This window comes from Streptomyces viridosporus (assembly GCF_002078235.1).
GTDB classification, from domain to species: Bacteria; Actinomycetota; Actinomycetes; order Streptomycetales; family Streptomycetaceae; genus Streptomyces; species Streptomyces viridosporus.
The window spans coordinates 1-6,049 of sequence record NZ_MSGP01000426.1; the positions used below are offsets into that span (position 1 = coordinate 1).

At 72.6% G+C, this 6,049-nt stretch carries 6 protein-coding genes and 1 riboswitch; of the genes, 5 read left to right on the plus strand and 1 reads right to left on the minus strand.

The genetic code is table 11. The features are described from left to right. On the plus strand, window positions 1-230 hold a 230-nt coding region (locus B7L92_RS27630; protein WP_159461065.1), incomplete at its 5' end, for an HAD family hydrolase. Here B7L92_RS27630 and B7L92_RS27635 read toward each other — a convergent pair. Beyond that, window positions 194-691 carry a transglycosylase SLT domain-containing protein gene (locus tag B7L92_RS27635; protein WP_081240075.1) on the minus strand — a complete coding sequence of 166 codons (498 nt, stop codon included), beginning with the start codon at window positions 689-691 and terminating at the stop codon, window positions 194-196. The two genes, B7L92_RS27630 and B7L92_RS27635, sit on opposite strands and share 37 nt — an antisense overlap. 3 nt (window positions 692-694) lie before the next feature. Continuing rightward, window positions 695-859, minus strand: a riboswitch (cyclic di-AMP (ydaO/yuaA leader). 602 nt (window positions 860-1,461) lie between these two features. Here B7L92_RS27635 and B7L92_RS27640 point away from each other — a divergent pair. The 4 genes from B7L92_RS27640 (at window position 1,462) to B7L92_RS27655 (ending at window position 5,906) form a co-directional block, all read left to right on the plus strand. Beyond that, a complete protein-coding gene (locus tag B7L92_RS27640) occupies window positions 1,462-2,472 on the plus strand; it encodes a polyprenyl synthetase family protein (protein ID WP_081240076.1) in 1,011 nt (336 codons plus the stop codon). Between the two features lie 272 nt (window positions 2,473-2,744). Next, entirely contained in the window at window positions 2,745-3,959 is a 1,215-nt protein-coding gene (locus tag B7L92_RS27645; protein WP_081240077.1) for a LolA family protein, read from the plus strand. Between the two features lie 41 nt (window positions 3,960-4,000). After that, window positions 4,001-4,996, plus strand: a complete 996-nt coding sequence (locus B7L92_RS27650) for an ABC transporter ATP-binding protein (RefSeq protein ID WP_004984632.1) — start codon at window positions 4,001-4,003, stop codon at window positions 4,994-4,996. Next, window positions 4,983-5,906 (plus strand): ABC transporter permease, encoded by a 924-nt coding sequence (locus tag B7L92_RS27655; RefSeq protein WP_081240078.1) that lies wholly within the window; start codon window positions 4,983-4,985, stop codon window positions 5,904-5,906. Before B7L92_RS27650 ends, B7L92_RS27655 begins: the two co-directional genes overlap by 14 nt. Window positions 5,907-6,049: the final 143 nt, after the last annotated feature.

Sequence of the window (6,049 nt, forward strand, 5' to 3'; positions counted from 1 at the left end):
TGTGTATAAGAAACATGCCGAACGACGTCCCCATGTTCGGCTGGGCGGCCCACGGCGTCGCCATGGCCAACGCCCATCCCGAGCTGAAGGCGGTGGCCGACGAGGTCACCACGTCGAACGAGGACGACGGCGTGGCCGTCGTCCTCGAGCGACTGTTCGGTGGGGCGGCCGTGCTCGGCCGTCAGCGGACGGCTCAGTACGCGCCGAAGACGTTGTCGATCGAGCCGTAGCGGTCGGCGGCGTAGTTGCAGGCCGCCGTGATGTTCGCGACCGGGTCGTACGGGTCGAAGGTGGTGCCGGGCACGTGGTACGCCCGGAAGGTCGGGTCGATGACCTGCAGCAGGCCCTTCGACGGGGTGCCCTTGGCCGCGTTGGAGTCCCAGAGGTTGACGGCGTTGGGGTTGCCGGAGGACTCGCGCATGATGTTGCGGTGGATGCCCTCGTAGGAGCCCGGGATGCCGTGCTGCGCCATGATCGACAGCGACTCGCGGATCCAGCCGTCGAGGTTGTTCGCGTACGTCGTCGTGGAGGCGGCGGTCGTGGGGGCGGCGGTCGCGGCGGACGGCGTGGTGGCCGCGGAGGCGTGGGTCGCGCCGAAGAGCGGGAGGGCGATCGCGGCGATGCCGGTGACGGCGAGGGAGCGGGCGAGGCGGCGGCTGCCGAAGCGGCGGAGCTGACCGGATGCAGGCATGTCTGGGTTCCTCTCCTACGCCTGCGAGGTGAGCTGTCGGGTTCGGGCGGGAGAGTGCCCGGCCGTGCCCCTGCGGGCATGGCTTCACCCCTAGCCGTTCCGGCGTGTGGCCGGCCCGGCGACTTACCTGGGTCCCCCGCTCCTGCCGTGCGTGAGTGAGTTCGTCGTCGGTGGGTGCGGGCGGTGGCAGGATTCGGCGTCCGCCCGACAGGCCGGGAACGTATGCGAGAGCACATGCCGGGAACAAGTGCGGACGCCACAGAACGAGCCGTTTGATCTTGTGTGGGGCGTTTTGGGGCGGTTGATCCTTTGCGGGCGCCAACGCTCAACTCGGTTGCGGACAAAGGGAGGACGCCGGTGCCGCCGGAGGGGTGGGCGGGTGCGCGGCGCGTGACCGACCTCACGGGCCCGACGGTCGATCCGCATTTCGCGCAAAGGGGAATTCGCTTGCCAATTACGGCAAATCGGGCACCGGGGGCGGCAGGATGGGGGAGTGGCGGACAGGACGGGGCCGTGGCCCGGAATGCGGCCCGGAATGTGGCCCGGACCACGGTCCGGGGCGTGGACGGCTCTGCCCGGGAAAGACGATGAATGTCCGTGGTGATCAAACGATCAAAAATCCGACGGTTTCGATCTCGTACCGCCCGTCCTGTAACGCCGGGCGCTGGCGGTGATCGAAACATGACCGGATACGCTGACTCGAGTGAGGGCAGCGACCTATCGACAAACCGTGTAACCGCCACCAGACACCAGCAGACAGGAGACCCCTCGTGACCGTCGTCGGGCCGTTCGGGCTGAGCGTGCGGGACCAGGCTCTGGAAGCCGATGTCCAGGCCGGATTGACGGCTGTCGAGGAGGGGCTGCTCGAGGCCACCAAGAGTGAGGTGCCCTTCATCACGGAGGCCGCCCAGCACCTGGTGCGGGCCGGCGGCAAGCGCTTCCGCCCGCTGCTCGTGATGCTCTCCGCCCAGTTCGGCGACCCCTACGCGCCCGGCGTCGTGCCGTCGGCCGTGGTCGTGGAGCTGACCCACCTGGCCACGCTGTACCACGACGACGTCATGGACGAGGCCGAGGTGCGGCGCGGCGTGGCCAGCGCGAACGCCCGCTGGGACAACTCCGTCGCGGTCCTCACCGGCGACTTCCTCTTCTCGCGGGCCTCGCACATCCTGGCCGACCTCGGCCCGGAGGCGGTGCGGGTGCAGGCCGAGGCGTTCGAGCGGCTGGTCACCGGGCAGATCCTGGAGACCGCGGGACCGCAGGACGGCCGGGACCCGGTCGACCACTACCTGGACGTGCTCGGCGGCAAGACCGGCTCGCTGGTCGCGGTCTCCTGCCGGTTCGGCGCGATGATGTCCGGCACCGACGAGACGGTCGTGGACGTGCTCACCCAGTACGGCGAGCGGCTCGGCGTCGCCTTCCAGCTCGCCGACGACGTCCTGGACATCGCCTCCGACTCCCACGAGTCCGGCAAGACCCCCGGCACGGACCTGCGCGAGGGCATCGCCACGCTGCCCGTGCTGCGGCTGCGCGAGCGGGCGGCCCGGCTGGGGCTGGCCGAGGACCTCGCCCTGTGCGAGCTGCTCGACTCCGACCTCACCGACGACGCCCGGCACGCCGAGGCGCTGCGGCTGCTGCGCGCCCACCCGGCCCTGGAGCAGGCCCGCCGGGACACCGTGCGCTACGCCGAGGAGGCCCGCGCGGCACTGGCCCCGCTGCCGGAGTGCGACGCGAAGGCGGCGCTGGTGGAGCTGTGCGACGCGGTGGTGCACCGGGCGGGCTGAGCCGCCGGCGACGGCACGACCGGGCCCGGTCCGCCGTCGCTCCCCGGGGCCGTCCCCTACTGGTCGGGGGAGGGAACCGCCCGCCGTGTCATACCGCAGCAGTACACGGAGTTGAGTCCGCGGTCTGACGCATCCGCCCGCCGGATTTGGTCGGATGGACCACGACGGACATCACCACTCCTCACCGATTCGGGTGAGAATGGCGGCTCAGGGGGAGACTGGTGCGAGGACACGAGACGGAAGCCGCCGCCGACCACGGAGGTAGGGCACACATGGCACCGTACGCATCCGACGACATGACGACCGCGGGGGAGGCCGGCGAACCGCGCGCGGGGCGGCGCAGGGCCGCACGGTACGCCGTTCCGGTCACGGTGATGGGCGTGGCGGCCGCGACCATCGGGCTCGTCCCCGCGCTCGCCGACTCCGGCGACCCCGACCTGCCGGAGATCACCGCCGCACAGCTCATCGAGAAGATCGCGCAGTCGGACGTCGAGCGGCTCTCCGGCACCGTGAAGATCACCACGGACCTCGGCCTGCCGGACCTCGGCGGCCTGCAGGACGGCTTCGCCCCCGGCGCCCCGGAGCGGGGCGAGGGCGGCTCCTCGGCCGACCCGTCCACCAGGCTCACCGAACTGGCCTCCGGCACGCACACCCTGCGCGTCGCCGCCGACGGCCCGGACCGGCAGAAGGTGTCGCTGCTGGAGGACGCCGCCGAGTACAGCCTGATCCACAACGGCAAGGACGTCTGGGGCTACGACAGCAGGTCCAACGAGGTCTACCACGCCACCGTCGACGACTCCGGCGAGGACCGAGGGCAGCAGCCCCCGGCCACTCCGAAGGACTTCGCCGAGGAGGCCCTGAAGGCGGTCGACGACACCACGTCCGTGACCGTCGACGGCACCGCCCAGGTGGCCGGCCGGGACGCCTACCGGCTGGTCGTCAAGCCCAGGCAGTCCGACTCCACGGTCGGCGCGATCAGCATCGCGGTCGACCACAGGACGGGGATGCCGCTGAAGTTCACGCTGACCCCGGCGAGCGGCGGCGCCGCCGTCGTGGACGTCGGCTTCACCCGGGTCAGCTTCGACCGGCCGGCCGCGTCGACCTTCGACTTCACCCCGCCCAAGGGCGCCAAGGTGACCGAGGACGGCGAACTCGACCGGGACCGGGGGCACTCCGGGAAGCCCGGGAACCCCCCGAAGTCCGAGGAGGACCTGGCCAAGGGCCTCGACGGGCTGACGGTGCTCGGCGAGGGCTGGAACTCCGTCGCCGTCCTCGACACCGGCGGCCCGGGCCTGCCGGCCGCCGACGCCGGGGGCGACCTCGGCGGCTTCCTCGGCTCGTTCGGCGACCGGGTCGAGGGAGGCTTCGGCACGGGCACGGTGTTCAGCACCCGCCTGGTCAACGCCCTGGTCACCGAGGACGGCAAGGTCTACGTGGGCGCCGTCACCGAGGAAGCGCTCGTGAAGGCGGCCGACCGGGGGAAGTAAGGTCCCGGGACCTTACGGCACGGCGGGAGACGGGGGAACCGATGGGCGAGGCGTCCGCCACCGGACCGGACACGGCGGGCGCGCGTCCGGATCCGGTGGACGCGGGGGACGGCGTCGTCGTCACCCGGGCGCTCACCAAGCGCTACCGCGGCGGACAGCTCGCCGTCGACGGCCTCGACCTGACCGTCCCGGCGGGCAGCGTCTTCGGTTTCCTCGGCCCCAACGGCTCCGGCAAGACCACCACCATCCGCATGCTGATGGGTCTGATCGAGCCGACCTCGGGCACGGCGCACGTCCTGGGGCGCCCCATGCCGCGCTCCGCACGCGCCGTGCTGCCCCGCGTCGGCGCCCTCATCGAGGGTCCGGCCCCGTACGGCTTCCTCTCCGGTCGCGACAACCTGCTCCGCTACGACGCCGCCGACCCGACCGCCGATCCGCGCACCCGGCGCGCCCGCGTCGCCGCCGCCCTGGACCGGGTGGGCCTCACGGCCGCCGCCGGCAAGAAGGCCAAGGCGTACTCCCTGGGCATGAAGCAGCGCCTCGGCCTCGCGGCCGCCCTGCTCCGGCCCCGCCGGCTGCTCGTCCTGGACGAGCCGACCAACGGCCTCGACCCGCAGGGCATGCGGGAGATCCGCACCCTCGTCCGGGAGCTGGCCTCCGACGGCACCACCGTCTTCCTCTCCTCCCACCTGCTCGACGAGATCGAGCAGGTGTGCACCCACGCCGCCGTGATGGCCCGGGGCCGGCTGATCACCCAGGGCGCGGTGGCCGACCTGGCCGCGGGCGCGCGCGGCCGGCTGGTGGTGACCACGCCGGACACCGGGGACGCGGCCCGGGTGCTGAAGGAGCAGGGGGTCGCCGATGTCGTCGTGGCGGAGGACCGGGTGACCGGCGAGGTGCCCGGGCGGGACCTCGCGGAGGTGAACGCGGCGCTGGTGACGGCCGGGGTCCGGGTGCGCGGCCTCGGGGTCGAACGGGCGTCGCTGGAGGACGCGTTCGTGGCGCTGACCGGGGAGGGGTTCGATGTCGCGGGCTGAGGCGTCGTCACGGGCCGAGGCGTCATCACGGGCTCAGGCATCGGCACGGGCCGAGGAGACGCGGAGGGCGAACCCGCTGTGGACCCTCGGTCTGTTCCGCAGCGAGCTGCTCACCACCTTCCGGCGCTGGCGCACCCTCGCCCTGCTCGGGGTGCTGGCCGCCGTACCGGTCCTGGTCGGCGTCGCCGTGAAGATCGAGACCGGCGACGGTTCCACGGCCGGCGGCCCGGGCGGCGGGGGACCGGCGTTCATCTCGCAGATCACCAATAACGGCCTGTTCCTCGTCTTCACGGCGCTGGCCGCCACGCTGCCCTTCTTCCTGCCCATGGCGGTCGGAGTGGTCGCGGGCGACGCCCTCGCCGGCGAGGCGAACGCCGGCACCCTGCGCTACCTCCTGGTCGCCCCCGCCGGGCGGAGCCGGCTGCTGCTCACCAAGTACGCGACCGTCCTCGCCTTCTGCCTGGCCGCCACCCTGGTGGTCGCCGTCTCGGCCCTGGCCGTCGGCGCGCTGCTGTTCCCGCTCGGCGACCTCACGACCATCTCCGGCACCCGGATCGGCTTCGGCGAGGGCCTGGTCAGAGCCCTGCTGATCGCCCTCGTCGTCGCCGCGTCACTGACCGGGGTGGCGGCGCTCGGCCTGTTCGTCTCGACGCTGACCAACAGCGGCATCGCGGCGATGGCGACGACGGTGGGGCTGCTGACCACCGTTCAGATCCTGGACCAGATCCCCCAGCTGAGCGCCCTGCACCCCTACTTCTTCTCCCACTACTGGCTTTCCTTCGCCGACCTCATGCGCGAACCCGTCCACTGGGAGGGCCTGACGAGGAACCTCGGCCTGCAGGCCCTGTACGCGGCCGTGTTCGGCTCGGCGGCCTGGGCGAGGTTCACGACGAAGGACATCACCGCCTAGGAGACGCGGTGGCGCGGTGCGACCCCGCGCCGCTCCGCCTCCCGGGCCGCGGCGAGCAGCAGCTCCTCCCGGCCGTGCGGTGCCACCCACTGGAGCCCGGCCGGGCAGCCGTCGGTGCCGAACCCGGCCGGGCTCCAGTGGGT